At 37.9% G+C, this 25,157-nt stretch carries 22 protein-coding genes and 2 tRNA genes; 18 read left to right on the top strand and 6 right to left on the bottom strand.

The genetic code is table 11. The annotated features are described in order from the left end of the window. The first annotated feature begins 9 nt into the window (after positions 1-9). The 7 genes from Q0R51_RS06410 to Q0R51_RS06380 all read left to right on the top strand — a co-directional run bounded on the left by Q0R51_RS06410 (position 10) and on the right by Q0R51_RS06380 (position 7,522). The gene (locus Q0R51_RS06410; RefSeq protein ID WP_294757482.1) at positions 10-2,982 is read left to right on the top strand and encodes an LTA synthase family protein; all 2,973 of its coding nucleotides are present in this window, start codon (positions 10-12) and stop codon (positions 2,980-2,982) included. 272 nt (positions 2,983-3,254) lie between these two features. After that, on the top strand, positions 3,255-4,520 hold the full coding sequence (gene tyrS, locus Q0R51_RS06405; protein ID WP_294757480.1) for a tyrosine--tRNA ligase: 1,266 nt from the start codon (positions 3,255-3,257) through the stop codon (positions 4,518-4,520). 99 nt (positions 4,521-4,619) lie between these two features. Further along, entirely contained in the window at positions 4,620-5,015 is a 396-nt protein-coding gene (locus Q0R51_RS06400; RefSeq protein ID WP_187156756.1) for an NUDIX domain-containing protein, read from the top strand. Positions 5,016-5,090: 75 nt separating this feature from the next. Further along, complete coding sequence (locus tag Q0R51_RS06395) at positions 5,091-5,429, top strand: heavy metal-binding domain-containing protein (protein ID WP_046325482.1); 339 nt, start codon at positions 5,091-5,093, stop codon at positions 5,427-5,429. A gap of 63 nt (positions 5,430-5,492) precedes the next feature. Next, positions 5,493-5,565 (top strand) — tRNA-Thr (locus tag Q0R51_RS06390). A gap of 240 nt (positions 5,566-5,805) precedes the next feature. Further along, the gene (locus Q0R51_RS06385; protein ID WP_110446545.1) at positions 5,806-6,642 is read left to right on the top strand and encodes a hypothetical protein; all 837 of its coding nucleotides are present in this window, start codon (positions 5,806-5,808) and stop codon (positions 6,640-6,642) included. 226 nt (positions 6,643-6,868) lie between these two features. Then, the gene (locus Q0R51_RS06380) at positions 6,869-7,522 is read left to right on the top strand and encodes an HD domain-containing protein (RefSeq protein WP_187156755.1); all 654 of its coding nucleotides are present in this window, start codon (positions 6,869-6,871) and stop codon (positions 7,520-7,522) included. A 53-nt stretch (positions 7,523-7,575) separates the two neighbouring features. On the opposite strand, the gene Q0R51_RS06375 is transcribed toward Q0R51_RS06380, so the two are convergent. Then, positions 7,576-8,109 carry a methylated-DNA--[protein]-cysteine S-methyltransferase gene (locus Q0R51_RS06375; RefSeq protein WP_122037977.1) on the bottom strand — a complete coding sequence of 178 codons (534 nt, stop codon included), beginning with the start codon at positions 8,107-8,109 and terminating at the stop codon, positions 7,576-7,578. 281 nt (positions 8,110-8,390) lie between these two features. Here Q0R51_RS06375 and Q0R51_RS06370 point away from each other — a divergent pair, with 281 nt between their 5' ends. The 6 genes from Q0R51_RS06370 to Q0R51_RS06345 all read left to right on the top strand — a co-directional run bounded on the left by Q0R51_RS06370 (position 8,391) and on the right by Q0R51_RS06345 (position 15,321). Then, positions 8,391-9,482 carry a BMP family protein gene (locus Q0R51_RS06370; RefSeq protein WP_110446542.1) on the top strand — a complete coding sequence of 364 codons (1,092 nt, stop codon included), beginning with the start codon at positions 8,391-8,393 and terminating at the stop codon, positions 9,480-9,482. A gap of 119 nt (positions 9,483-9,601) precedes the next feature. Beyond that, positions 9,602-10,672, top strand: a complete 1,071-nt coding sequence (locus Q0R51_RS06365; protein ID WP_110446541.1) for a BMP family protein — start codon at positions 9,602-9,604, stop codon at positions 10,670-10,672. 74 nt (positions 10,673-10,746) lie between these two features. Beyond that, positions 10,747-12,282, top strand: coding sequence for an ABC transporter ATP-binding protein (locus tag Q0R51_RS06360; RefSeq protein WP_046325478.1), 1,536 nt, complete (start codon positions 10,747-10,749; stop codon positions 12,280-12,282). Further along, complete coding sequence (locus tag Q0R51_RS06355; RefSeq protein WP_046325477.1) at positions 12,275-13,420, top strand: ABC transporter permease; 1,146 nt, start codon at positions 12,275-12,277, stop codon at positions 13,418-13,420. The genes Q0R51_RS06360 and Q0R51_RS06355 overlap by 8 nt, the downstream gene beginning before the upstream one ends. Beyond that, on the top strand, positions 13,420-14,376 hold the full coding sequence (locus tag Q0R51_RS06350) for an ABC transporter permease (protein ID WP_046325476.1): 957 nt from the start codon (positions 13,420-13,422) through the stop codon (positions 14,374-14,376). Before Q0R51_RS06355 ends, Q0R51_RS06350 begins: the two co-directional genes overlap by 1 nt. Before the next feature lie 9 nt (positions 14,377-14,385). Next, positions 14,386-15,321: a nucleoside hydrolase gene (locus tag Q0R51_RS06345; RefSeq protein ID WP_122037974.1), complete on the top strand. Its 936-nt coding sequence runs from the start codon at positions 14,386-14,388 to the stop codon at positions 15,319-15,321. Positions 15,322-15,396: 75 nt separating this feature from the next. On the opposite strand, the gene Q0R51_RS06340 is transcribed toward Q0R51_RS06345, so the two are convergent. Then, positions 15,397-16,713 (bottom strand): C1 family peptidase, encoded by a 1,317-nt coding sequence (locus Q0R51_RS06340; protein ID WP_174795093.1) that lies wholly within the window; start codon positions 16,711-16,713, stop codon positions 15,397-15,399. 138 nt (positions 16,714-16,851) lie between these two features. Further along, the gene (locus Q0R51_RS06335) at positions 16,852-17,274 is read right to left on the bottom strand and encodes an Hsp20/alpha crystallin family protein (RefSeq protein WP_046325466.1); all 423 of its coding nucleotides are present in this window, start codon (positions 17,272-17,274) and stop codon (positions 16,852-16,854) included. Positions 17,275-17,483: 209 nt separating this feature from the next. On the opposite strand from Q0R51_RS06335, the gene greA reads away from it, so the two are divergent. From greA to Q0R51_RS06315, 4 genes are all read left to right on the top strand, one after another. Next, positions 17,484-17,945 (top strand): transcription elongation factor GreA, encoded by a 462-nt coding sequence (gene greA / locus Q0R51_RS06330; RefSeq protein WP_294757467.1) that lies wholly within the window; start codon positions 17,484-17,486, stop codon positions 17,943-17,945. A 78-nt stretch (positions 17,946-18,023) separates the two neighbouring features. Next, positions 18,024-19,337, top strand: a complete 1,314-nt coding sequence (locus tag Q0R51_RS06325; protein WP_174795091.1) for a Y-family DNA polymerase — start codon at positions 18,024-18,026, stop codon at positions 19,335-19,337. Continuing rightward, positions 19,330-19,686 carry a hypothetical protein gene (locus Q0R51_RS06320; RefSeq protein ID WP_110446526.1) on the top strand — a complete coding sequence of 119 codons (357 nt, stop codon included), beginning with the start codon at positions 19,330-19,332 and terminating at the stop codon, positions 19,684-19,686. The genes Q0R51_RS06325 and Q0R51_RS06320 overlap by 8 nt, the downstream gene beginning before the upstream one ends. 88 nt (positions 19,687-19,774) lie before the next feature. Beyond that, positions 19,775-20,437 carry a CPBP family intramembrane glutamic endopeptidase gene (locus tag Q0R51_RS06315; protein WP_294757463.1) on the top strand — a complete coding sequence of 221 codons (663 nt, stop codon included), beginning with the start codon at positions 19,775-19,777 and terminating at the stop codon, positions 20,435-20,437. Between the two features lie 53 nt (positions 20,438-20,490). On the opposite strand, the gene Q0R51_RS06310 is transcribed toward Q0R51_RS06315, so the two are convergent. From Q0R51_RS06310 to Q0R51_RS06300, 3 genes are all read right to left on the bottom strand, one after another. Beyond that, a complete protein-coding gene (locus Q0R51_RS06310) occupies positions 20,491-23,229 on the bottom strand; it encodes a MucBP domain-containing protein (protein ID WP_294757461.1) in 2,739 nt (912 codons plus the stop codon). A 205-nt stretch (positions 23,230-23,434) separates the two neighbouring features. After that, positions 23,435-23,505 (bottom strand) — tRNA-Gly (locus tag Q0R51_RS06305). A 156-nt stretch (positions 23,506-23,661) separates the two neighbouring features. Further along, positions 23,662-24,267, bottom strand: coding sequence for an SOS response-associated peptidase family protein (locus tag Q0R51_RS06300; RefSeq protein ID WP_294757460.1), 606 nt, complete (start codon positions 24,265-24,267; stop codon positions 23,662-23,664). Between the two features lie 97 nt (positions 24,268-24,364). Between Q0R51_RS06300 and trpS the strand changes: the two genes are divergently transcribed. Next, the coding region (trpS, locus tag Q0R51_RS06295; protein WP_294757458.1) for a tryptophan--tRNA ligase at positions 24,365-25,157 on the top strand (793 nt) is incomplete at its 3' end.

The following is a 25,157-nucleotide window of genomic DNA, read 5'->3' as shown; positions in this document are numbered from 1 at the left end:
CTTAGGAATATGAATAAAAATAAGAAATCTTTAAAAGCTATTCAGATAATTTTCCTACTGGTGGCAACTCTGTTTATGCTAGTGCAAATGTTTAATTTGAAAGGATTTGCTGCCAGTGCGCACTTTTCATTTATTCACTTTATGCCTAACATGTTGCACAACGCAACTTTAATGATAGTGCCTATGGTATTTGGTGCTGTTTACAGCAAGAAAAAGCAAAGTGTTAGTGAAAGCTTTAAATATTGGCTGCTAGCCAGTGTTACTTTGATCGTTTACTACATTTTCTTTTTCTTTATAGTTCCAACCCGTTTTAATATGTGGCGCGTTTGGGGAATGCTGTTTCCCATCATTACCAGTACTTCAGTTTTGTTCTCCGGCCTGGTTTTCTGCTTACTAATCCAGCCACACCTGTATGACTTTTTGCATAAATTAACTGTTAAGCAAAATCTCTTAGTACTAAGTTTGCTGACATTATTAGGTTTTGCCCTCAGTGCCGGTAATTTATCTTTTCAATACTCGTTTTATGGCTTGTACTTAGTGCTTTTCTTTGCCTGGGGCATGTTTTTAGCCAATGTTCCCATCAATAATAAGTTGCTGACATTATCTTTAATCAGTGGTTTTTTGTCCTTCTTCATTGTAGTGATTGGCGTTTCCGGCTTTGACGCTGTTTACTGGTCTCAGATAATTTCCGGTAATGGTGGTGGCGACTGGAACAGGGAATTTTTAAATAATCCTACGTCACCATTTATGTTTTTACTGGTGGTGGCCGTCTTTTTATTGTTTAAGAAGTTAATCTTAACTTTTAACAAAAAGCAGATGCGCTACTTTATCCCAGTAATCATGATCATGGATGCACCTATTTCACCCAGATTTATGAGAGCTTTTAGCTTTACAGGATCATCCATTATTGACAAGCTGATTTTGCTGCTAGTGATGACAATCATTGTGGTTGTCTGGTATCAATTGCTTGAGCGCTATTTGTTCCAAATAAATCCATTTGCTAAGATTATCAATTACTTAGATCATGAACCTAATCTGGCCAAAATTTGTGAAAAGGGTTGGGCAATATTTACCAACTTTGTTATTAAAAACAGGGTTAATCTGCTAACTTGGGCCTGGTTCTACATTTTAAGTTTTGGCTCTTTCCTAATTGAATCCGATAACTTACGAATTCAGATAAGCACGGCGGCAACGATTAATGCGATAGTTTATCTTCTTGGCACTAAGTTCTTTGCCATGATTCTAACCACCATTTTTCTAGATGCATTGTTCTCAGTATTTTATTTCGTAACAACGCGTTACTGGACTTCGAATATTCTGGTAAGTCTGATAGCTATCGGCTGGGCTATCGCAAATAAAATTAAGCTTTTACTCCGTGGTGAACCAATCTATCCTACTGAATTAAGTGAGATAGTCAACTGGAGAACCTTGATTCCAATGATTGGTAAAACAACTGTCATTGTAATTTTAATTGCATTGGTTGTAATAATTGCGCTGGATATTTTCTTAGAATTAAAGTGTCCAATCAAAAAGCGCGGATCATGGAAACGGCGTGGAATTTGGGCACTGTTAAGTCTGTTACTATTTGTTACGCCGCTGCGTTTTAACCATGATGGTGGCGTAATCTATCATATTAATCGCGGTTTTGACAACAGACAGAGATTTCGTAACCCAGAGCGTGATATTCAGGTTAATGGGCCTGTCCTTAATTTCTTGAATTACATTGACCTGCAAATTATGGATCAGCCTGAAGGTTATTCAGAAACAAGCATTAAGCAACTAAATACCAAGTATGAAAAAGTTGCTGCCAAAATTAATAAGAAACGTAAAAATGACCTGAAGAATCAAACCATTGTCTTTAATCTGAGTGAAAGCTTTGTTGATCCAAGCACCTTCCCTACGATTAGATTCGATCGTGATGTTCCAAATCCAGTTAAATTTATCCAGTCGATGAAGTCACGCTCAACCTACGGTAATATGTTGAGTGCTGGTTATGGTGGTGGTACTGCCAACATGGAATGGGAAACCTTAACTGGTTTGAATATGGGTATGTTCAAGTCTACTTTGACCCCTTACGTTCAGATTGTGCCAAATTATGACTTCTACCCGACAATAGGGATGAACTTTGATTATAAATCTGCAGTCCACCCATTTATCGGTACATACTACTCACGTCAGGAAGACTACCATAGATTTAAGTTTGATAAGTTTATCTATGTTGGTTCAAAATATAAAATTATTGACCAAAAGAAGCTAGGTAAGAGCGGTTATAACTCTGACTTCACTACCTACGCCAACGGACTAAAAGAAATCAATTCACGTAATGGCGGCCAGTTTATCAACCTGATATCAATTCAAAACCACATGCCATACAATAACTGGTACCCCAACAACGAATACATGGGTAAGATTTCGGGAGAGTTGTTCAAGTCTCCAGCAGTACGTGATCAAATGGCTACCTATGTCAAGGGTACGCAATATACTGACAAGGCAGTTGAGCAATTTATCAAGCAGATTGATAAAATTCAAAAGCCTATTACTCTAGTCTTTTATGGCGATCACTATCCAAGCATTATTTCTCAAAACTATACTGCTAAGTATCCGGTACAAATGCATTCAACGCGCTACTTTATTTACTCAAACAAGTATGCTCGTCAACATGGTGCTAAGACTAGGTTGCCGCGTAGGGCTAATAACTTCGTCAGCTCGAGTGACTTTATTGCTATGATGCTGGAACAGACTGATTCGAAAGTTACCCCTTACCAAGCGCTGTTAACTGAAGTGCATAAGAAATTGCCGGCAATTACGATTAACTTTAAAGGCGATAAGGGCTTCGAATTAATTGGCCGGCAAGGACAAGTAATTGATCCAAAATATCTCACTAAAAAGCAACAAGAAATTTTAGCTGACTATGAAGCTATCCAATATGATATGACAGCAGGTAAAGCATATGGCTTAAAGATTAAAGGCTTCTATAAGTAATAAAATTGTGTTGACTTATTAAGAAAAAATGAGTATTATTCATTATAATAAATTTTAAGTAGCACCTTGATTCAGCGTTCAGAGAACTAGCGGTTAGTGTGAGCTAGACAGGTCAAGAGTAGCGAAATACTAGTTGGGTGGTTCCCGTAAAGACCATGGTTAAGGCACTTGTAATTTGAGTGTAAACGTGGGTGGTACCACGGCTGAAAAGGTAATTAGTCGTCCCTAGATTCCTAAATGAATCTGGGGACTTTTTTATTGGAGGAAAAAAGATGGCAAATTTTGATATTTTAGCAGATTTGAAGTGGCGCGGAGCGATTAACCAGCAAACTGATGAGGCTGGCTTAACCAAGTATTTACAAGAACACGATGATTTAGCTCTTTATTGTGGTACTGATCCCACGGGTGATTCATTACATATCGGCCATCTTATTCCCTTCATGATCTTAAAAAGATTTCAGTTGGCCGGATATCATCCTGTGATTGTTATTGGTGGTGGTACCGGAACAATTGGTGATCCTTCTGGGCGTAAATCTGAGCGGGTGCTTCTTAGTGCGGAAAAATTGCATGAAAACGAGGTAGCTCTGACTAAACAAATGGAAAAGCTGTTTGGCACTGACAACTTTGAAATCGTTAATAACGCTGAATGGCTTGATAAATTAAGTTTAATTGAATTCTTGCGTGAATATGGCAAGCACTTCCAAGTTAATAACATGATTAATAAAGATGTAGTTGCCAGTCGTTTGGAAAATGGTATTTCCTTTACTGAATTCTCCTACCAAATTTTACAAGCCATTGATTTTTACCAGTTAAATAAAAATTATGGTGTCCAAATGCAAATTGGTGGCAGTGATCAGTGGGGCAATATCACCGCTGGCATTGATTTAATTCACAAGTTAATGGGGCCAGACAGACAGGCATTTGGTTTAACAATTCCGTTAATGCTAAAAGCCGATGGCACCAAGTTTGGTAAATCAGCTGGTGGAGCTGTTTGGCTTGATCCTGAAAAAACCAGCCCTTACGAATTTTACCAGTTCTGGATTAATCAGGATGATCGTGATGTGGTTAAGTATTTGAAGTACTTTACATTCCTAAGTCATGAAGAAATTGATGATCTGGCTGAACAAGTAAAGACCGAACCATGGAAGCGGACAGCACAAAAGACACTTGCAAGGGAAGTAACCAAGTTTGTTCACGGCGAAGCAGGATTAAAAGAGGCAGAGATGATCACAGATGCTTTGTTTTCCGGAGATATTAAAGATTTGTCAGTTAAGCAGATTAAGCAGGGCTTAAAGAGTGCACCTGCAGCCGAATCAACATCTCAGAACAAAAATATTGTAGACTTCTTGGTTGACACCAAAATCGAATCTTCTAAACGTCAGGCACGAGAAGATGTTGTTAACGGAGCAATTTATGTTAATGGTGAGCGCGAGCAAGCAGTTGACTTTGAGGTCGATCCTGCTAAAGCCTTTGACGGTAAATACGTTATTATTAGAAAAGGCAAAAGAAAATATACTTTAGTTACAATTAAAGATTAATCTAAAAGAGGCAGTTGCTATTTTCGCAACTGCCCTTTTTTAACTCTAATTAAAAGAGTATAATAAGAAAACATTATTTTTTCGGAAGGAGTGGTTGATATGCGTGCACGTGTAATTCTTTATAATTCTGAAAATGATGCGATTTTATTAATTCATAGATTAAAAAATGGTCGAGACTACTGGGTAATTCCGGGAGGTGGAGCTAAAGGGAATGAAACCCCAGTTGAAACCGCAATCAGAGAAATTAATGAAGAACTAAGTATTCAACTAAAACCAGCTGCCTTAAACCAGCTATTTGAATACAAAAGTCAAGAAGATGAACATTTCTTTTATGCTGAAATTTCCTTTATAGCTGCACCAGAAATTAGTGGAGAAGAAAAAGAACGCTCTAATAATGCAAATGTTTATCAGCCTGATTGGGTAGCTGTTAAAGACCTAACTCAGATTAATTTAATGCCTCCTAAAGTTGCTTGTAAAATAATAAATCTGATTTGACTAATTTGACAAAAAAGTTATGGGATTTCATACTATTAATTTAGTAACGTATAACCATACTGCTAGGAGGGCAAAATGGCACAAAAAGAAATTTTAATAACAACTACAGAAAATATACCTGGTAAAAAATACGAAATTATCGGAGAAGTATTTGGTCTGACTACTCAGTCCAAAAATTTTGTTAAAAACTTTGGTGCAGGATTAAAATCAGTTGTTGGTGGTGAAATTCGCAGTTACACCAAAATGCTGGAAGATTCTCGCAATCAAGCTTTAGAAAGGCTGCGTCAAGCTGCAGAGGATAAGGGCGCAGATGCAATTGTGATGATGCGTTTTGACTCTGGTTCAATCAGTGGCGACATGCAGTCAGTGGTTGCCTACGGTACTGCTGTAAGATTTATTGCAGACGACGAATAGATATAGTATTATTTGAAGTATTCGCTTTATGGAAAGTGAATGCTTTTTTATTGAATTTAATTCGCCACTTTAGCTCAGAAGGTAGAGCACCGCCGTGGTAAGGAGGAGGTCCCCAGTTCAAATCTGGGAAGTGGCTTAATTTTTAATATCAGTAATTTATCAAAATATTGCTGTGATAGTTTAAGGACTATTCTGCATTAAGTGTCGTAATCAGTTTTAGCGGTAAAATTGTATCGAAAAATTGAAAATAAAAAATCATTATTATCTAATTTTTATATTGCTTAATTTTATTATTGATTATATAACTAATAGTGTCAGGTAAATAATCTATTATAAAAGGTCAAACTGTATCTTACAGAAAGGATGTCAATTTGCTATGAAGAAAACCAAATTATTCAAAAAAATCATAATTGCGGGAGTGTTATTGACTGCTGGCATTACTACACTAGCTTGTTTAAACTCTCAAACCGTTGCTGCCAAATCACTACCGGTTGCGACAACTAAGGATTATAACAAGCTCCAGAAACTTTCTAAAAAGTCTGGTGTCCATTACATCAAAAAAAGAAAATGGTACGCTAGTTTTATTCCAGGCGACAATGTTGAAGCGTATCGTGATCTTAAATCACTAAAATTAATAGGAACTAAGTCTGATCCTGGGATTGATGACTGGGATGTCTTTATAGGTGCTGGCACAATCAACGGCACGCGCTATTTTATTAGTAATATTAAGGAAAAAGATGGCAAAAGAAAATATATTATCCCAGCCGCATATTGCCAGGTCCCATATGGTTACCAACTTAAAAAGGGACATGCGGTAGTTCATGATTACAATGGTTCTTTGGCTAATGCTTATAATGGTTACAGTGAATCAGATCATAAATATGGTAAAACGCTAACTAATGAAAACATTATATATAGTAATAAGGAAGACGCCACGTTTACAGTTTCCCTGAAGCAAGATGGTCAAACAAAGGGCAAACATAAGGGTTTTTGGATTGGACGCACACCGATTAAATTCAGAGTTGACGGTACTAATACCTATGAAAATTATTACCCGCTGTATAACTATGTGCCCAATGGTGAATTAATTGTGACTTATATTAAGACGGAAGATTTAAGTCAATTTAAACCAGCGACAGTAACTTATAATCACATTGGTACTATAACTAAAAACCATAAGTTCAAACCAGCCCATAAGAAATTAAACATTTAGCATTGATATTTGGTAAGAATTAACTCAAAAGCTAGTGTTTTCTTAATCTTTGTGACTAACATAAATGGTTTGGTTAAATTAATCAAAAGAGATAGACTATTAAACAAGTAGTAAAAGCTATGAATTTGTAGTCTGTCTTTTTTTAGTAAAAAAGCGGTAAAATCGTCATTAAGTTGTATTTTGAGGTAATGCAGGCTTAATAGTTGGATGCGGAAAGGAAATTAATTTGGATTTAGCTAAAGTAACAGAATTTGTTAAAGAGCAGCTGCAAGATGAAAAAACTGGTCATGATTTTTATCATGGCCAACGGGTAGCGCATTTGGCCAGCAAAATGTATTTGCAGGATAATCCTGCTGCACATAAAGCCAGCCGTATGGTTGCTATTATCGAGGCGGCTGGATATTTGCATGATACTATTGATGAAAAGATTTGCGCAGATCCTGATCAGGTTCTTGCCAGTATTAAAAAATTGTTGCCACAAGCAGGGTTTACTGCTTTAGAAGTAAAAGATATTTTATTTACAATACAGCATATGTCCTTTTCAGCCAATATAGAGCATCATTATCAGCTGCCAGTTTCTGGAGAATATGTCCAAGATGCTGATCGCATTGAAAGCCTAGGTGCAATCGGTATTGCGCGGGCTTTTACTTATGGTGGTGCCCATGGCAATGTTATATATGACCCCAGAATCAAACCGCAAAAGCTGGTTAGTCATGATCAATATCGAAAACACACGGAAACAACAATTAACCATTTCTATGAAAAATTATTTCACTTAGTTGATTTAATGAATACAGCTGGAGGTAAAAAGGAAGCACAAAAAAGAACCGAATTTATGCGTGACTATGTCCAAGAATTTATGTCCGAATGGAATGTTTAAGCTGCATGAGCTCCATGCAGCTTTTTTTGCTTTAAAACCGAATATTAAATGCTTTATAGTAAGTCTAATTGACTGGAAAATTTGATTTGGGGATTTTCCATTTTTAATAATGTCTTTTTGCGGTCGAGACCTCCAGCATAACCCGTTAAAGAGCCGTCACTGCCAATTACTCGGTGGCAGGGAATGATTAAGCTAATAGGATTGTGTCCAACAGCATTGCCAATTGCACGAGCCTTATTTACTTTATTCTTTTGCCCCTTTTGCATGCGGTTGGCCAATTCTTTATAAGTGACAAGCTCGCCGTAAGGCACCTTTTGCAGTTCCTTAAGTACTTTTTGCCTAAAGGCTGACACGTCAGGTTTCACGGGAACAGTATACGGGTCGGGGTTTTGCCCAGCAAAATAGTCAGTCAGCCATTTTTGGGCCAATTTAATCGGGTTACTGGGAAAGACTTTGACAAGACTCAAATCATAGCCGGCACCAAAATATTTTTGTCCGTTAAACCATAATCCTAAGAGGTGGTTATCATCGCTTAAAAGCGTTAATGTTCCTAATTTTGATTTAAAAAAAGCTTTATATAATTTCATTAGATTACCTTTATCATTGACGAACATTTTACCGTTTATTTTATTATACGTTAGTTTATGAACAAAGGTTGCTTAATGGCGCCAGATTAACTTAATTAACACCTATACGAAAATTTTAACTTTTTTATTTGTGGTATACAAAACATTATGAGTAAGGCTCAGTTTCGCTTTCATGAAAAAATAGGAATGCTATCAGATCAACACTTTATCTTGTAGCTTACTTTTGACAATACTACCAGATATGGTATGTTAGGTATTGTGATATTTACAGGAGGTACAATATGAGGTCAAAAATCAAAAAAATCTTTTCCATCAGTGCGATAGCGGTTGCTGCAGGGTTAGCGCTTACTGCTTGTTCAGGTAAAAAGCAGGGTGGCGCCAGCAATTCAAGTAGTAGTGCCAAGCACTCAATTGCGCTAATCACTGATACTGCGGGTGTTAATGATAATTCTTTTAACCAGTCTGCTTGGCAAGGCTTTAAGGAATATGGCAAAGATCATAATCTTAATCGCGGGCGCAATGGCTACCAGTATTTTCAATCAGGCAGTGCGGCGGATTTTGAGCCTAATTTTGATCAGGCAAGTAAAGCCGGCTACCAGACAATTTTTGGTATTGGCTATAGCTTAAAGGATGCAGTCAAGGCTGCTGCTAAAAAGAATCCTAAAAAGAACTACGTTATTGTCGATGAAGTAATAAAGGGGCAGAAGAATGTAGCTTCTGCCAACTTCAAGAGTGAGCAGGCTTCCTATTTGGCAGGTGTTGTTGCGGCAACAGAAACAAAGACGAATGTCATCGGCTTTATTGGCGGTGCCCATGGCAATATTATTGATTTATTTGATGCCGGTTTTACCAAAGGCGTTCATGATCAGGCGCAAAAATTGCATAAAAAAATTACACTCTTAAACCAATATGTGGGCGACTTTAAGAGTGCTGATAAAGAAAAGGCAATTGCCCAGTCAATGTATGCTAAAAAAGCCGATATCATTTTCCACGCTTCTGGTTTAGCTGGCAACGGCTTGTTCCAAGAGGCTAAATCAATTAACCAGACAAGAACAGCTGCTAACAAAGTTTGGGCTATTGGCGTCGATTCCGACCAGTCTCATTTAGGTAACTACAAGTCTAAAGATGGTAAAAAGGATAATTTTGTTTTGACTTCAGTTATTACCGGTGTAAATGTAGCTACACGGGACATTTCTAATCGCGCTTATCACGGGAAATTCCCTGGCGGTCAACAACTGGTTTATGGTTTAAAAACTAACGGAGTTTCGATCAAACGCGGACAAATTAGTGCAAAAGCTTGGCAATATTCACGTCAAGCTCGTACAGAAATTATTAAGGGTAATATCAAAGTGCCAATTCATCCAAGTAAATAGTTCGCAATACGCCAACATTTTTACCTATAATCAACCACAAAAAAATATTTCTTGAATTAATGCGTATTTTATTATAATATTAACTATGAAAAGTTCGTATTTTGTGGAGGGTAAAATCAATGGGTAAGAAATTTACGAAATTTTTGTCATTAGGATTTTTAATGGCATCATTTACTTTAGTTTTGAATGCTTGCTCGGGAAAAAAGCAGGGAACAAGCAGTCAGAACAAAAAAGACAGTATTGCTTTAATTACTGATAGCAATGGTATTAATGACCAATCCTTTAACCAGGCTGCATGGGCCGGTTTTAAAGATTATGGTAAAGAACATCATTTCAAGCAAGGTAAAGGCTATCAGTATTTCCAATCTAGCAGTGCTACTGACTATACGCCTAACTTTAACCAAGCTGCTAAATCTGGTTACCAAACAATATTTGGTATTGGTTATATGTTAAAAGATTCGGTTAAAGCAGCTGCTAAAAAGAATCCTAAGAAAAATTTTGTAATCGTTGACGATGTGATTACTGGTCAAAAAAATGTGGCTTCAGTAACTTTTAAGAGTAATGAATCATCATATTTAGGTGGTGTGGCTGCTGCTTATTCTACTAAAACCAACAAAGTTGGTTTTATCGGAGGAGCTAAGTCAGCTATCATTGATACTTTTGAAGCTGGTTTCAAGCAAGGCGTAAAAGACGCTGCTAAAGCTCAGCATAAAAAGATTAATGTCAGCGTACAGTATATCGGTAACTTTACTTCAAACGATAAAGCTAAATCAATTGCTCAGTCAATGTATGCTAATAAATGTGATGTAGTATTCCAAGCTGCAGGTTCAGCCGGTAGCGGAGTCTTCCAAGAAGCTAAGGCCCTAAATCAAACTAAACCTGAAAGTAACAAGGTTTGGGTAATTGGTGTAGATGTTGACCAGAAAAATCTTGGTAACTATAAAACGAAAGATGGTAAAAAGGCTAACTTTACTTTAACTTCAGTATTGAAGGGACTAAACGTTGCAACTAAATCCTTGGCTGACGATGCTGCTAAAGGAAAATTTCCAGGAGGAAAGCATCTTGTCTACTCCTTAAAAGGCAATGGTGTTTCAATTACTAAAGGCAACCTTACACCAAAGGCATGGCTGGCAGTAGAAAAGGCTAAACAACAAATAGTTGCCGGAAAAATTACTGTAGCGCAAAATTAAAGTAAATTATTGATTAAAACTCTTTGTGTATACTTATGCAAAGAGTTTTTTACGAAAAAGGAAATTTACATAAAATGGAAAATATGACGAACGTAATAGAAATGCGCCATATTGTTAAGGATTTTAATGGCTTTAAAGCTAATAACGATATTAATCTGACTTTGAAAAAAGGTGAGATTCTGGCGTTATTAGGGGAAAACGGTGCTGGTAAATCAACTCTAATGAGCATTCTATCAGGATTGATTCAGCCCACTTCAGGTACAATCAAAGTTCGCGGAAAAAAGGTTAATATTAAAAATCCAACTGTTGCCAAAGACCTAGGTATCGGTATGGTGCACCAGCACTTTATGTTGATGGAATCCTTTACAGTTTTGGAAAATATTATTTTGGGTCATGAAACAACCAAGGGACCTAAACTAGATTTCAAAAAAGCTGAGAAGCAGATTATGGCCTTATCTGAGCGCTATAACTTAAATATTGACCCTCAGAAAAAAATCAGTGAGATTACTGTGGCACAGCAACAGAGAGTGGAAATTCTCAAAGTTTTGTATCGCGGAGCTGATATTATGATTTTTGATGAGCCTACTGCTGTTTTAACGCCACAAGAAATTACGGAATTTATTCAAATTTTGCGTGGACTGGCTAAAGAGGGTAAGTCAATTATCTTAATCACGCACAAGCTGGAAGAAATTGAGAGAGCTGCTGATCGTGTCACTGTTATTCGTGCTGGTCAAAGTGTAGGAACTTTTGCTGTTGCTAATGTCGATAATAATCGTTTGGCGGAATTGATGGTTGGTCGTCATGTTAACATGAAGCTTAATAAGCCAGTAGCAAAAATTGGTAAAACGATGTTGCAGGTTGAAAATTTGCAAGTGAAAAATAAGCAAAACGTGGCTGTAATTAAAGGAATGTCTTTTAATTTGCATGCTGGCGAAATTTTGGGTGTTGCCGGTATTGATGGTAATGGTCAAGATGAACTTGTCAGGGCTTTAACCGGCTTGCAACATGTTCATGCCGGCAAAATTATAATTGACGGCGAAGACATGACTAATCACAAGGTGCGGCAAATAACTGAAAAGGGTGTTTCATATATACCTGCTGACCGGCAAAAATATGGCTTGATTTTACCTTTTTCAGTTTCAGACAATTTAGCTCTGCAAACTTATTATCAAGAGCCATTTTCACGTCACAACGTCATGCATTATGATGTCATTCACGAACATGCTAGAAAATTGATTAAGCAATTTGATATCAGAACAACCAGTGAAAAAATGCCTGTAAGTGATTTATCTGGTGGAAATCAACAGAAAGTAATTATTGCCCGTGAATTAAGTCGTAACAGTAATTTAGTTATTGCTTTTCAGCCGACACGCGGACTTGATGTTGGTGCGATTGAATACATTCATAAGCAGCTTTTGAACGAAAGAGCTCAGGGTAAAGCAATTTTGTTAATTTCATACGAACTTGATGAAATTATGCAATTGTCTGATCGGATTATTGTCCTTCATAATGGCAGTATTTCAGGTGAAGTCAGACCGGAAAACACGAGTGATGAGGAATTAGGATTGTTAATGACTGGCGTTAAGAAAGAAGGCAGCGCTCTTGCTTAAAGTAACACTAAAAACCAAAAAAATTTTAGTACCAATTATTTCAATTTTGGCAGGCTTTTTAGTTGGGGCAATCATCATGCTGGTCTGGAGTTACAACCCGTTTCAAGCATATGCTTCAATGTTTTCCAGCGCCTTAGGCAATATGAATGGTATAGGTGAAACTATTCGTGAAGCAACTCCCCTGATTTTCACTGCTATTGGATTTGCCATTGCTTCTACTGCCGGCTTTTTCAATATTGGTTTACCAGGCCAGGCGCAAGCAGGCTGGTTGTCATCCATCTGGGTGGTGCTGGCTAATCCCAATATGCCTAAAGTATTTTTACTGCCACTGGCTGTAATTACCGGTATTATTGCCGGTGCACTTGTTGCCGGTGTTGCCGGCTGGCTGCGTGCTCAATTTGGGACTAACGAAGTAATTACAACTATTATGATTAACTACATTGTGCTTTATTCCTGTCAATATTTGATGCAGCAGGTAATGTCAGCGAAATTACGTATTGATACTGATACTACTAAAACAATTACTGCTAACGGTAGTTTAAAGATTAACTGGCTTAGTTCAATGTTTGGTGATTCACGGATTAATGCGGGAATTTTTATTGCTTTAGTCGCCGTCTTTTTGTATTGGTATTTAATGAGAAAGACTACCACCGGCTTTGAAATTCGTTCGGTTGGTACTAATGCTGCAGCTAGTCGTTATGCCGGAATGTCTGCTAAAAAGAATATTATGCTATCGATGCTCCTGTCTGGCGGTTTTGCCGGTTTAGGTGGAGTTGTGCAGGGCCTTGGTACTTATCAAAACTACTTTACCCAGACGACTAGTTTGGATATTGGCTGGGATGGCTTGTCTGTTGCCCTTCTTGGTGGCGGCACAGCTGTTGGTATTTTGCTAGCTTCATTATTGTTTTCGATATTAAAAATTGGTGGTCTAGGGATGCAGACCATTGCCGGTATCCCTTATGAGATCGTTTCGATAGTTATTGCCGCTATTATTTTCTTTGTTGCTATTCAATATGTTATTGGACTACTATTTAAAACTAAAAAAGCCCAGGCAATTCAAAGAGACACCAAAACCGCTGATACGGATTCAGACAGTGCGGTGGCGGATTCTACTAAAACTCAAGGAGGACAAAATTAATGAATTTAGTTACGATTTTAGCGTTAATTGTATCATCAACTTTTGTCTATTCGGCTCCGTTGATTTTCACCGCTTTAGGTGGCGTTTATAGTGAAAACTCAGGTATTACCAATATTGGACTAGAAGGAATAATGACTATCGGTGCCTTTTCTGCCATTGTGTTTAACCTGACTTTTGCTTCTACTTTTGGTAAAGCAACGCCATGGCTTGGCTTATTGATTGGTGGAATTGTGGGTCTGCTCTTTTCATTACTACATGCTGTTGCCACCATTAATTTTCATGCTGACCATATTATCAGTGGGACTGTACTTAACCTCATGGCACCGCCTTTAGGAGTATTTTTAGTTAAAGCTATTTATGATAAAGGGCAAACTGAAAACATTACTCAAAGCTTTGGTTATTTTAGTTTTCCTGGCTTAGCTGATATTCCTGTAATAGGGCCTATTTTCTTTCAAAATACATCAGCACCAGCATGGCTGGCAATAGTGGTGTCCGTAGTATTGTGGTGGATTTTGTATAAAACCCGCTTTGGCTTGCGCTTGCGCTCATGTGGTGAAAATCCGCAAGCTGCTGATACTCTGGGGATTAATGTTTATGGCATGCGTTATGCTGGAGTATTAATATCAGGCTTTTTAGGTGGAGTTGGCGGTGCAGTTTTTGCAGAGGCAATTTCTGGTAACTTTTCAGTTTCTACTATTGTGGGCCAAGGTTTTATGGCTTTGGCGGCCATGATCTTTGGTAAATGGAATCCGTTAGGTGCAATGATGGCTTCGCTTTTCTTTGGTTTTGCTCAAAGTATTAGTATCATCGGCAATCAATTGCCGTTCTTCAGCCACATACCTGCTGTTTACATGCAGATTGCTCCTTATGTAATTACAATCATAGTTTTAGTTCTGTTCTTCGGAAAATCGGTTGCTCCAGCAGCTGATGGTCAAAATTATATTAAGTCAAAATAGGGAGTATTAATGAAAACAATTTATTTTAACCATGATGGTAATATTGATGATTTGGTAGCTTGTTTACTGTTTTTGCAAGCGCCGGATATTAAGTTGATCGGTGTCAGCGCAATTGATGCTGATGGCTATGTTGATCCGGCTGTTGAAGTATGTCGTAAATTGACAGACCGCTTTAACTTGCGCGGTGATCAATTGGAAATTGCCAAATCAAATTCTCGCGCCGTTAATCAGTTTCCGGAAGATTGGCGTAAAGCGGCATATTCTTTCAATTATCTGCCGTTATTGAATCGTTCTGGCAAAGTGATTACCAAGATGGCGGACAAGCCAGCTCATTTAGATATGGTTGAGAAAATTATGACATCAGAGCAGCCTGTAACTTTAGTTATGACAGGTCCTTTAACGGATTTAGCGCGCGCACTAGAAACTAATCCTCAAATTGCGGATAACATTGAAAAGCTGTATTGGATGGGTGGTTCCCTTGATGGTCATGGTAATGTTGTTCAGGTTAATGCTGACGGTACTCAAGAATGGAATGCTTTCTGGGATCCTTTTGCGCTTGAAACTGTTTTGAAATCAAGCATTCCCATGCAGGTTATTGGTCTTGAAAGCAGTGAAGAACTGCCTTTAACTGATGAGTTAAGAATGCACTGGGCCAGTTTAAGTGAACATCCAGCTATGGATTTAGTTGCACAAGGATATTGTCTTCTGGTTAATCCGCCAATACCAACTGCGCAATTATACTTCTGGGACGTTTTAACGGTCATTAGTGCCCTGTATCCCGCAGTTGTTTTGACGACTGAAAAACACAAGGTAAGAGTAATTACCCAAGGCTTGGCAGCAGGCCGTCTGGAAGATGATCCCGCTGGTCGTGAAATAACTTTAGTGACTAAAGCAGATAAAAATTTATTCTTTAAAAAGTTTGATGAATTATTATTGCGTAGTTAGACATTAATTAATATTTGTAATAAAAAAGACGAAATTCACAATAGAATTTCGTCTTTTTATTAGTTATAGATCAGCTTAAGCGAGTGAATCCCAAGCTGGCAAATCAGTAATTGGGCCCTCTGCTATAGCTACTTGCTCTGGTGTCAGGTATTTCTTGTGGACAACAACTTCGTAAACGTAATCTTTAAACCAGTCGTTGTTCATAACAAAGAATCCTTTGTCACCGTTCTTTTCGCCCCAGGAGTTTTCAACCTTCCATTGGCGAACATGTCCACCGTCTTCATCTACGCCAACTAAAGTCATTGCGTGAGTAGAAGCGCCTGCACCAGTGCGCAAACGATCAGCCTTGGACATCTTAAGGTCTACGCCAAAGAGTTCGCTTAGTTGGTACAAATCACTGTCAAGATAGCCCTTCTTGCGGTCGCTTTGTTCACCAACATCATTGCCGAACCAGACTGCTTCGCCATCTTTTAACTGGTTAACAGCTGCAGTTTCCAAGTATTCCATTGGCACGTTTAAGAATTTGATGCGGTATGACCCCTCAACGTTATCTTCAAAAGGTAGACCGTATAATTTATCATATTCATGGTCCGGGGCGTTAGACAATACGACATAGTCATTAAAATCAACGTCACCCATGTATTTATGCAGAAATTCCAGTGGAGTTAAATCTTTATCCAAGTGATATTTCTTATCGTCATCACGATATTCCAAATCAAATTTCTTAGGTGGTTCACCGACTGCAATTGCGGTCATCTGGTAAACTTCACTTAAGAATTGCTTACGGGCTTTTTCGATCTCATCGTCTTTACCGGCCTGCTTTAATTTACGCAAGACCAGAGCATCCTTCTTCAGCTTATCACCCAAAGCTTTGGCAAAGCCATTAGTATTATTGGTATTGAAACTCTCAGGCATTGCATAAGAAGGAACGACACCATATTTTTCAATTAAAGCAGCGCCCATGTGGAATTGGCCACCATCTTCGCCTGCACCATCTAGGTGGGCTTTAACAGTACGTGAATCGAGTGGTTCGTCTGCTGTGTCTAAGATATTGTCATAAAAAATATTTGCCCGTTCAATTTTATCCCAGAAGAAGTTGTAGCTTTGTGAGAAAGTGAAATTCTTGCAGTGATATTTTTTACCAAAATTGTGGCGTAAAATGTTTAAAGTAGCAAATTCCCAGCAACGACCTGATTGGCGTTGATTAGTAACATTTTCTGTATCAAGTTCGGTTGAAAACACACGGGTCAATTCACCTTGAACGCGTTCATTGTAAGCAGCTGTTAAAACACCACTTTTTTGAGCTGCTCGGGCAACAACTTGATTTTGTGGTTTTTCATTAAAGTTTGCGGCAAATTCTTCCAACTCTTGGACAGTTAATTTATGAGCCATAAAATAAATTCTCCTTTTTTAATCTATTTTTAAATTACTATATATTTTAAGCTAAAATAAAAGCGAGTTCAATAGCTGAACTCGCTTTAGAGAATTGTATTGGTAATTTATTTAAAACTTATGCAATGTGGTAATAAGTTAATCAATTTGGATTGAGTTATCATTTGCACCAGCTTGCTGCTTTGGCAAGGTAATAGTCAATACGCCGTTATCATACTTTGCGTGAATATCACTTGCAACTACATTTGGTAATCTGAAGCTGCGTGAAATGTGGCCTTCACTTCTTTCACGGTGGATGATACTGTTATCCTTAGACATATCCTTAAATGATTTTCTTGAGCCGGATACGCTCAAAATACCATTATTATAATTTAGGTGAATTTTGTCCTTGTCCATTCCAGGCATGTCAACTTTAATTACGTATTCTTTGTCGTTTTCAACAACATCTGATTGCATTAATTTTGCTACTTCGTTATCGTCAAAAAATTTTCTCGGAAGATCAAACCAATCGTTCATCGCATCAAATAGGTCATTGTGCCGATTCATCATATCATTTGCCATAGTAAAAAACTTCCTTTCGAAATTTATATATTTGTATCAGAAGACTTTCATTTCTTCCTTACAATTATTATTATAGTATGCAGATTAATAAAAAGGAAATAATTAGCACTATTATTTTTAGAGTGCTAAACAATTAGCTTAGATACTTTGAAATTGGTATTTATAGCTTGTGGATAATATTTTTAAGAAAATAATTAGGAGAGAATATTTTGGTTTATTATCAAAAAATGACGCCCAAGGGTTACCAAAAAATTAAAGATGAAATAGCCAGTTTAAAAAAGGATAGACCCAGAAGAATTAAAATTTTACAGGAAGCCCGCTCTTTAGGCGACTTATCGGAAAATACCGAATATACGGAGGCCAAGCGTGATTTAGGCCACCTTCAAAGTCGTCTGCGTTATCTGGAAAAACAGTTGAAATATGCCGAAATTATCGAAAAAAAGGCCGATGGTAAAGTAGATTTAGGCAAGACGGTCACACTAAAGTTTGCTGACGACCCAGAAACTGAAACATACCAGGTTGTCGGTCGCATGGAAGCTGATATTGCTGCAGGAAAAGTTGCGTTTGACTCACCTCTGGGTCAAGCAATTATGAAAAAAGAAGCTGGTCAAACTGTAAGTGTTGCAGCACCTGCCGGTGAGTATCAGGTTACTATTGCGGCAATTGAATAAATTTTTGCTTGATTATTCGAACTTGTGTTTGTATAATTTATTTTAGCGAACGTAAGTTTGCAATAGGAAGTGAAAGCAATGTATGATTACCGTTATGAACCACACCGGTTAATTTTTATGATTGATAACAAATCATTCTTTGCTAGTTGTGAGGCACTTCAATTAGGTCTAAACCCAATGAAAGCTGTGTTGGCAGTAGTTTCGCATCAGCCACATACAAATTACGGCTCGGGGCTAATTATGGCGGCTTCACCATTAGCGAAAAAGAAATATGGGTTGACTAACGTCATGCGGGTACGTGATTTACCCACGAAAAAAGAAGCGCCGGATTTGATTTTAGTAGAACCTCATATGAATTTATATATCAAGCGCAGCATGCAGGTATTGGCAATTTTTCAAAAGTATGCTGCTGATGAGGATATCCATGTCTATTCTATTGATGAAAGCATGATTGATATGACTAAGTCATGGCGTTTGTTTGGCAACGATCCGTATCTGGTAGCACGCAAAATTCAGGTAGAAATCAAATCAAAAATTGGACTTTACACTACTTGCGGAATAGGAGAAAATCCATTGCTAGCCAAATTAGCCATGGATATTTCTGCTAAACACCGTTGTTCAATGATTGATTATTGGCATTATATTGATGTACCTGATACTATTTGGCAAATTAAAGATCTGGAAGATGTTTGGGGGATTGGCAAAAGAATAGCTGTCCGTTTGCGTCGGTTACATATTAATAATATGTATGAATTGGCACATACTGATCCAGCAATCTTAAAAAAAGAATTTGGCGTGATTGGTGAGCAGTTATTTGCAATCAGCTGGGGGGTGGATCGCAGCATTATTAGCGAAAAATATTTTTCCATAATGAAAAATTACGGTAATTCTCAGATTTTAAACCGTGACTATACAGATCAGCGGGAGATTGAGATAGTCTTACGTGAAATTGGCGAGCAGGTAGGTGCCAGAATACGGGCACACCGCTTGCAAGCTGGCTGCATTAGTTTATTTGTCGGCTTTTCCAGGTATGAACAAGATGGCAGGCGCAAGGGCTTTAATGTGCAGCAAAAAATTTGTCCGACCAATGATAATGACTTGTTAGTGCAAGAAGTACTGGCACTTTTTCGTAAAAATTGGCATGGCGAAACAGTCCGTGCTTTAGGGGTTAACTGCAGTCGTTTAGAGCCGGATACCTGCCAGCAATTGACCTTTTTTGTTCCAGCTTCTGAGCAGATAAAAAAACGGACTATAAATATAACTATTGATAGAATCAGAAAGAAATATGGCTTTACCAGTTTGGTCAAGGCATCGAGCTTGGCTAAAGGTGCAACAGCAATCAGGCGCAGTAGTTTAGTTGGCGGGCATAATGGCGGAAATGCATATGAATGATTTTGATAAAATTGTCACAGACTTTTTTAAAAACTATCAAGATCGCAAAATGAAAAAGTGGCAAGGTTTCTTTTTAAGCGATCATACAATGGCAATTAATAAAGATAAGCAAAAGCGCAGCGTGAAGCATCCCGCTAAACAAACTATGAGTATGGAAGAAATAAGCCTGCAACTCCTTAAGGCGTATGGTAATCACCGCATGGTTCACCTGCAAGTTAAGGTCATGAACAGTGATGATCAGCTGCCCGCCGATATAGTTGGTTTTGTCAGTGGCTATAGTGATGATGGTATTATTGTTGCTGGCCAAAAAATTGCGCTAGAAGATATCAACAATATCAGTGTCGATTGAGAAAATTTTTCTTGATATTTTATATAGGTTGCTTTTTTTGCTATAATATGGAACTTGTAAGGTACATAATAGTATAGAGGTAATTTTTGTGAATACACCAGCATCGAGGCAAGGCAACATTATACGCTATTTTGTTTATTTTATTAGCTATTTGATGGTTGTCGGTGTGATTAAGCTAGTTACTGCTAATTCACCGATTCATATTTGGGATTTAATCTTATTTGCAACTATCTCGTTGATGGTTTCATTGTTTTTTGTTTATCGTTTTAATAGAGAACAACGCTTTTTTGACCGTAGTTTTGGGGGCTCCTGGCTGAACAATTTTGGCTTAATAATTGGTTTGACTGCTGTAGTAACGGCTTTACGTATTAGTGTTTCCTGGCTCCAATCCTACGGCAGATTAAAATTATATAATTTTCAAGTTGCTTATTTGCACCATGAAGCAAGTTTAACCTACTGGTTTTTACTAGCTGCAATAGGGATAGTTTTGCCAATCCTGCAAGAATTTTTAATTACTGGGTTTTTGTTTAATTATGCGTTTAGAAGCAACACTGTCTTAACAGCAATTCTGGGCATACTTACTTCTGGTATCTTGTTCAGCTTACTTAATTGGCAAAATTCACTGTTCCTATTAGTAATTAACGTTGTACTCGGTGGACTTTTTGCTTGGTCTTACCTTTATACTCAAACTTTATGGATGCCAATTTATTTAGCGGTGCTAAACGGCATTATCTTAATAATTATGACTTAAAAAATAAGAGTCAGGAGAATTTCCTAACTCTTATTTTTTACTTGTAATATTTATTAAAAGTTACTCTTTTTGACGTATTGGTTTTTCCCTACGATATAGTATAACTTCCGGTGGATCTTAACGGCTGCGCCATAGGTTCTTACTTTTTGTCCCCTCTTTAAAGCTTTTCGCTGCAGCTTTTTAGCCGTTTTACTGTAAATATAGCTGTTGCGTCTTAGCTTGCGCTTAACGCCGGAAACATTAGTAGCCTTAACATAGTTGTCCTGGCCTAAATCGTAATACTTCTTGCCCTGAATAACTTTAGTGCCATAGGTCCAAATGGTCTTGCCCATCAGGTATTTGCCCGTTTTACGGCCGCCATTTTGGTCGTACAGGTAGGAATTATGAAAAACAGTTCTCCTGACTGCAGCTTGTCCTGTGACATTTTTAGTGTAAATATAAGTGACACTTTGCGGATTGGCGGTATAAAAGCCAGTCGCATTAGCTGGTCTTTGGGTCAGCTTATAGCCAGCCAGAGCTACTTCTTGCGTAAGGTAACCTTCACCGACATTACCGGTTAAAATCTGATCAGGTGCAAGTTGCTTGCCGGTTTCATCTTGATAGTGAACCGTAACGGAGCCACCCAAAATTGGTTGCCTGCCAGCAGTACCGCCAGGGTTAACCGAGGCATTTTTAGTGTAAACATAGGTGACTTCCGTTTCCGTGCCAGAGAATTTGCCAGTTGGCTTAGTTTTCAAAGTATAACCCGGGATGGCTTTAACAGCACTGTCCGGATAAGGGTCACCAATAGCACCTGTTAGATGTTCATCGGTTACACCGGCAATTGGCTTACCATCCTGGTCAACATAATGAGCTATGGCCGTGACTAATTTAGCGTAAATATAGGTGACTTCGGTTTCCGTGCTGGAGAACTTGCCTGTCGGTTTAGTCTTCAAAGTATAACCCGAGATATCTTTAACAGCACTGTCCGGATATGGGTCACCAATCTTGCCATTCAAAGTTTCATCTTCGGCAACCGGCTTGCCGTTCTGGTCAACGTAATGAGCTATGACCGTGACTAATTTAGCGTAAATATAGGTGACTTCCGTTTCAGTACCAGAGAACTTGCCTGTCGGCTTAGTTTTCAAAGTATAACCCGAGATATCTTTAACAGCACTGTCCGGATATGGGTCACCAATCTTGCCATTCAAAGTTTCATCAGCGGCAATCGGCTTACCATCCTGGTCAACATAATGAGCTATGACTGTGACTAATTTAGCGTAAACATAGGTGACTTCGGTTTCCGTACTGGAGAACTTGCCAGTTGGCTTTGTTTTCAAAGTATAACCTTTGATATCTTTAACAGCACTGTCCGGATAGGGGTCACCAATGGTACCCGTGAGAGTTTCATCGGTTACACCAGCAATTGGCTTGCCGTCCTGATCAACGTAATGGACCAGCACTTTAACCTGATTGGTGTAAACATAAGTGACTTCCTGGACTTTATCTGTATAAGTTCCTTTAGCATTTGCAGGAGTGGTTTTTACCACATAACCAGCAATATCTTGGGGTTCGCTGCTATAAGAGTCACCGATTTTTCCACTTAAAATTTGATCTGGAGCCAGTGTTGCACCAGTTTCATCACGGTAGTGGACTGTAACTGCTCCGCCTAACCTGACATACGTATCTTGGTCTCTGCTCCCGGAATAGTTACTCATTAATTGACTAGAAGTCCAGCTCTTATTTCCCTGCGGTTTATCTACTGTACCATTGCCCACATTCAACCAAACGCCAGTTGCATCAAGGTCAGTTCCCAGCAAATAATTATTAGGACCCAGAACTAAGGTTGACAAATTAGGTAGACTTTTTAACATTTCACTTTTACTAGTCACCTGAGCCATTTGGAAACTACTGATATTTAAAGTTTTTAAGCTTTGACAACCAAAAAACATTCTTGTCATATCAGTAACTTTAGCAGTATCAAAATTGCTTAAGTCTAAACTGGATAATTTGGAACAATTATAAAACATACAGTTCATACCAGTAACACTAGAGGTATCAAAACTGTGTAAGTCTAGACTGGTTAAACTATAACATTGATAAAACATGTATCTCATATTAGTAACTTTAGTAGTATTAAAACTGCTTAAATCTAAAGAACTTAAATTTGGACAGCCAAGAAACATAGCATACATATTAGTAACTTCAGAAGTATCAACTTGATTAAAACCCTCAATTTCAGTTAGGCCACTAAGCACTTCAAACATATAACCAGCATTACCAATAATCTTCAATGGCCCTGTAATCTTGATTTTCTTAAGAGATTTATAATCATAATAATATTTTTCAAAAATCTGAAAAATAGCCAAAGGATTAGTCACCGTACCACCTGGTATAGTTAATATATCAGTAGCAGTATCCAAAGTTACATTAATTCCGCTCCAGGAGATTGTCAAAACGGACCGCGGGGTAATTCCTTTAGCTTCTTCGCCCACAGCTGGCAGTTCATTAGCGTCTTGAGCCTCACTGCTAGGAGAAGTTGAGGGCTGCGCTACATTGCTAGCCGCAGCTTCAGAAGTACGACTTGCTGGATTGTTATTAGCAACAGCACTATCAGTTGAAGCTGCTGTCTGATTATTATTGCTAGCCGGTAGGGAGCTGCTTTGAGCTACTTGCTTTTTAGCGGCAGCAGAATCAACTAAAGTATCAGCTTTAGCCATATCAGGAGACATAATAATTAAGCCCAAAGTAGCAGCAGCTACACTAGTAAATAATAATTTGCCCCGATGGCGGCAGTTGGATTTAGAATTCATTGTTAAACCATAATTAAACCTTTCACAAATTAAAGAAATAAAATAAAAAGATAAGGTAATAATACCATTTTAAAAGTAAAAATAACAGTTTATATTGAGACTTTATATAACAATAGTATATTGTTGAGAGTAATTGCTATCCTTAAAAACTAATAATTAGGCAATGAAAAAGGCAATGACTTTTGAAGCCATTGCCTTTTAATTAAGCGGATAGCGTGAATCGAACCCGCATCTTCAGCTTGGGAAGCTAACATTTTACCATTAAACTATACCCGCATTACTCAAACAGTTTACCATGTTTCGTTTGCAAAACCAAGTTTTGTTTTTTGATTTTTAAAACTGGCTAGATAAAATGTAGCTAAAGCCCTTAATATTTTCGCGTGTTTTAGCTTTATTTGCGTAATAATAAGTGATCGAAAAATTTAAGAGTAATTACTTTCTATGGGGCATTTTGACAGAATCAAGCTCCAACTGGCTGCGATCAACTAAAGACGAGAAGTTTTGAAACAGCCATTGGCGCAACTCATCTGCCTGAATAACTAAAGGCATACGGTCATGGATTGGGGCATAGGACGCGTTAGGTTTAGTAGTAACCATTGAAAAATGATCTTTTTGATAGATTCCGGCTATTAATGTCAGTGCGGCATTAGCATTTTTAAAACTGAAGCGTTCATGATAATGATGGTTATTTTCCCCCAGATAGGTTTCATGACTGGATTCAAAAAATTGCTTGGCAACAATAATGCAGCGAGATTTGGCAAAAGAAGAATCCCACATTGATCTTTTTTCTTCAAAGAAGCGTTCAACCCGGGCATTAAAAACCACTTGTTTGTGGTCGAATGGACTGGGATAACCCCAGGATTTAGGCAGTAACTGTAATTGCTTATCCGAATATACTAGTACAGGAGCAATTCCTTGTGGGAAAATGTTCTGGTTTTGGGGTAAGTTACTTGCTGGTTCTATTAAAGGCAAGTTTAAGTCGTTTGCTAAGTATTTTTTAATTTCGGCCAAACTTGGCAGTTGAAATTGATTGCACATTTTTTCCTCCGTGTTTAATCATTGCTTGATTTTTGGTAGAATTATTATAAATTATTATATTAAAAAGATTTTAATTATTTAAGGAAGGAAAACTAAATTGAAAAAGAAAATTATCCTGACAGGTGATCGACCAACGGGAAAGTTGCATGTAGGTCATTACATTGGTTCATTAAAGAATAGGGTAAAATTGCAAAATTCGGGTGAATATCACCCATTTATCATGATTGCTGATACCCAGGCTTTAACTGATAATGCCCGTAATCCTGAAAAGATTCAAAAAAGTTTAATTCAAGTAGCATTAGACTATTTAGCAGTGGGGATAGATCCTCAAGTTTCAACCGTTTTCGTTCAATCCCAAATACCCGCCTTGTTTGAACTGACAGCCTATTATATGGACTTAGTCACAGTCAGCCGCTTAGAGCGTAATCCAACTGTTAAAGCTGAGATCAAGCAAAAAGGTTTTAACGATTCCATTCCCGTGGGTTTCTTAAATTATCCAGTATCACAGGCAGCTGATATCACAGCCTTTAAGGCAACTTTGGTACCCGTTGGAGATGACCAAGAGCCCATGTTAGAGCAAGCACGTGAAATTGTGCGGACTTTTAATCGTGTCTATAACTGCAATGTCTTAGTAGAACCTAAAGGCTACTTTCCGGAAAAAGGTGAGGGACGCTTGCCAGGTCTAGATGGTAATGCTAAAATGTCCAAATCCTTAAATAATGCTATTTATTTATCTGATGATGCCAAGACCGTTGAACAAAAAGTAATGTCAATGTATACTGATCCCCAGCACATCCATGTTGAAGATCCAGGCAAAGTAGAGGGCAATACTGTCTTTACCTACCTTGATATTTTTGATCCTGACAAGAATAAGGTAGCGCAATTAAAGG

The sequence above is a fragment of the uncultured Lactobacillus sp. genome (assembly GCF_946477725.1).
Lineage (GTDB): Bacteria > Bacillota > Bacilli > Lactobacillales > Lactobacillaceae > Lactobacillus.
Note: the sequence above shows the minus strand (reverse complement) of the source record. Positions and strands in the feature narration are given on the sequence as shown.

What these genes read in the sequence shown, in the direction of transcription:
- Q0R51_RS06410 (WP_294757482.1), top strand. Translation starts at nt 10, where the DNA reads ATGAATAAAAATAAGAAATCTTTAAAAGCTATTCAGATAATTTTCCTA.
- Q0R51_RS06345 (WP_122037974.1), top strand. Translation starts at nt 14,386, where the DNA reads ATGAAAACAATTTATTTTAACCATGATGGTAATATTGATGATTTGGTA.
- Q0R51_RS06360 (WP_046325478.1), top strand. Translation starts at nt 10,747, where the DNA reads ATGGAAAATATGACGAACGTAATAGAAATGCGCCATATTGTTAAGGAT.
- Q0R51_RS06325 (WP_174795091.1), top strand. Translation starts at nt 18,024, where the DNA reads ATGTATGATTACCGTTATGAACCACACCGGTTAATTTTTATGATTGAT.
- Q0R51_RS06375 (WP_122037977.1), bottom strand. Translation starts at nt 8,109, where the DNA reads ATGAAATTATATAAAGCTTTTTTTAAATCAAAATTAGGAACATTAACG.
- Q0R51_RS06335 (WP_046325466.1), bottom strand. Translation starts at nt 17,274, where the DNA reads ATGGCAAATGATATGATGAATCGGCACAATGACCTATTTGATGCGATG.
- Q0R51_RS06395 (WP_046325482.1), top strand. Translation starts at nt 5,091, where the DNA reads ATGGCACAAAAAGAAATTTTAATAACAACTACAGAAAATATACCTGGT.
- Q0R51_RS06340 (WP_174795093.1), bottom strand. Translation starts at nt 16,713, where the DNA reads ATGGCTCATAAATTAACTGTCCAAGAGTTGGAAGAATTTGCCGCAAAC.
- Q0R51_RS06385 (WP_110446545.1), top strand. Translation starts at nt 5,806, where the DNA reads ATGAAGAAAACCAAATTATTCAAAAAAATCATAATTGCGGGAGTGTTA.
- Q0R51_RS06310 (WP_294757461.1), bottom strand. Translation starts at nt 23,229, where the DNA reads ATGAATTCTAAATCCAACTGCCGCCATCGGGGCAAATTATTATTTACT.
- Q0R51_RS06350 (WP_046325476.1), top strand. Translation starts at nt 13,420, where the DNA reads ATGAATTTAGTTACGATTTTAGCGTTAATTGTATCATCAACTTTTGTC.
- Q0R51_RS06320 (WP_110446526.1), top strand. Translation starts at nt 19,330, where the DNA reads ATGAATGATTTTGATAAAATTGTCACAGACTTTTTTAAAAACTATCAA.
- tyrS (WP_294757480.1), top strand. Translation starts at nt 3,255, where the DNA reads ATGGCAAATTTTGATATTTTAGCAGATTTGAAGTGGCGCGGAGCGATT.
- Q0R51_RS06300 (WP_294757460.1), bottom strand. Translation starts at nt 24,267, where the DNA reads ATGTGCAATCAATTTCAACTGCCAAGTTTGGCCGAAATTAAAAAATAC.
- Q0R51_RS06370 (WP_110446542.1), top strand. Translation starts at nt 8,391, where the DNA reads ATGAGGTCAAAAATCAAAAAAATCTTTTCCATCAGTGCGATAGCGGTT.
- Q0R51_RS06365 (WP_110446541.1), top strand. Translation starts at nt 9,602, where the DNA reads ATGGGTAAGAAATTTACGAAATTTTTGTCATTAGGATTTTTAATGGCA.
- Q0R51_RS06400 (WP_187156756.1), top strand. Translation starts at nt 4,620, where the DNA reads ATGCGTGCACGTGTAATTCTTTATAATTCTGAAAATGATGCGATTTTA.